The 1,550-nt window shown below is 45.0% G+C and carries 2 protein-coding genes; both read left to right on the forward strand.

Annotation, left to right across the window (positions count from 1 at the left end):
* Nucleotides 1-602: 602 nt before the first annotated feature.
* Nucleotides 603-761 (forward strand): AbiV family abortive infection protein, encoded by a 159-nt coding sequence (locus BOW52_RS18045; RefSeq protein WP_408021577.1) that lies wholly within the window; start codon nucleotides 603-605, stop codon nucleotides 759-761.
* A 316-nt stretch (nucleotides 762-1,077) separates the two neighbouring features.
* A complete protein-coding gene (locus BOW52_RS16870) occupies nucleotides 1,078-1,377 on the forward strand; it encodes a hypothetical protein (RefSeq protein ID WP_201790715.1) in 300 nt (99 codons plus the stop codon).
* Nucleotides 1,378-1,550 lie beyond the last annotated feature (173 nt).

Below are 1,550 nucleotides of genomic sequence, written 5' to 3' on the forward strand. Positions count from 1 at the left end.
ATCTGAGGGATAAGCAAGGCTGGGATACGCCGTACTGGACAGTCAAAGTGTAACCTATGTCCTTGGACTTAAGTGTTACCTATCTCCTTGACTCGTACAGCGCCCCACGATTTGCCGCTTCGCGGTTCGCTCCGTTTCTCGCCCTTTCAGGCGTGAGCAGAAACTCGCTGCGCTCAAACAGCTGCTCACTTCATCCTGAAAGGACTGCGATACTCACCTTCATCGACGGGATGTAAAACCAACATCCCAAGTTTCGACACTGACCATAATTCATGGATGATTGATTATCATTGTTAATTCGTAGGGTGGGCATGATTTTGATGCCCATGCGGCTTCCAATCCAAATGATAGTTAAGCCACGTAATTGGCAACAGCAGTAGTTTTGAGTAATCTCAGCTACACAACATAACGAAAAATGATCATGCGCTAGCCGTGATCGCACAACAGGAAGAAGTCTTGCAGGATGCAAACACTCACGAAATATTCCCGAAAAGCAAACAAATCGATTACGCAATGTAAGAATTGTTGGTGGCATCACCCAACAAAAGTGGGGCCCAGGTTTGGATGATTTGAACGAAGATTCCCTCTGGCATGGGCTAGAGTTGGCAAACCAAAATGCGCATACCCTTTTGACTGTTGCGGAAGACGCATCAAGACGGCATGCGTTTGGTGTTGCAGTTGCATTGTCCATTCTTAGTGCAGAGGAGGCTGCAAAATCATTAGGACTTGCGACCAGAGCTCTTAGTCATCAGCCAGATTAGGTTCACCTCAAGAAGTACTTCCATAATCACAAGCATAAGCATAAGCATAAGCATAAGCATAAGCATAAGCATAAGCATAATGCAGGCGCTGACCGCCATGGATAGCGAAGTGAGGGCGGTTAGTCCGCGATAGTCGACGCCGTCTGCCTATTCGTAGTTGAGAGCGCGAGCGAACGACGAAGAAGATGCAGCAGCGGCTTTATGTCGGCGTAGGGATGCCCAAAACAAGCTTCCGCAAAAATAGCGACTCCCCGAAAGTTTTTTAGAAAGATTCTTTGAGGCCAATTTGATAACGATATTGGTCGCATTGCTTGCTGTGAATGCGGCCACAATGGGAATTGTTCTTACAAAAATACGTGACCTTATTGATAATAACGGCGGTTCCGAATTCTTTTATAAGACGCGTTTAAATATGCTTTTATCCGTTAAGGAACAAATTGGTCTTATAGTTTTGGCTGCTTTGGTGTTGTCGCTGAAAGCATCTCCTTTGGTGGTCGGGGTCGTAAATCTTCCCTTGCTTATTAATTTTATAGTTAATGGAATTTTCGCATATGCTCTATTGATTTTATACGACACTGCAAAAGGCGTGCTTATAATTGTAGATTTCGAAGGTTAACAAAGACGGGCTGAATGAAGAATATTGGAAAAACCGGGTCAGAGCAATATTCTCTAATATAGTAACAACTGTTCTCTGAGGCTCCCCCGGTTTAACGGATGAATTAATTAAGAGGCACACTTTGCCTCGTATTCTGCAGGACTTACATACCCCAAGTACGAGTGACGCCTGCG

The sequence above is a fragment of the Solemya pervernicosa gill symbiont genome (assembly GCF_002020875.1).
Taxonomy (GTDB): domain Bacteria; phylum Pseudomonadota; class Gammaproteobacteria.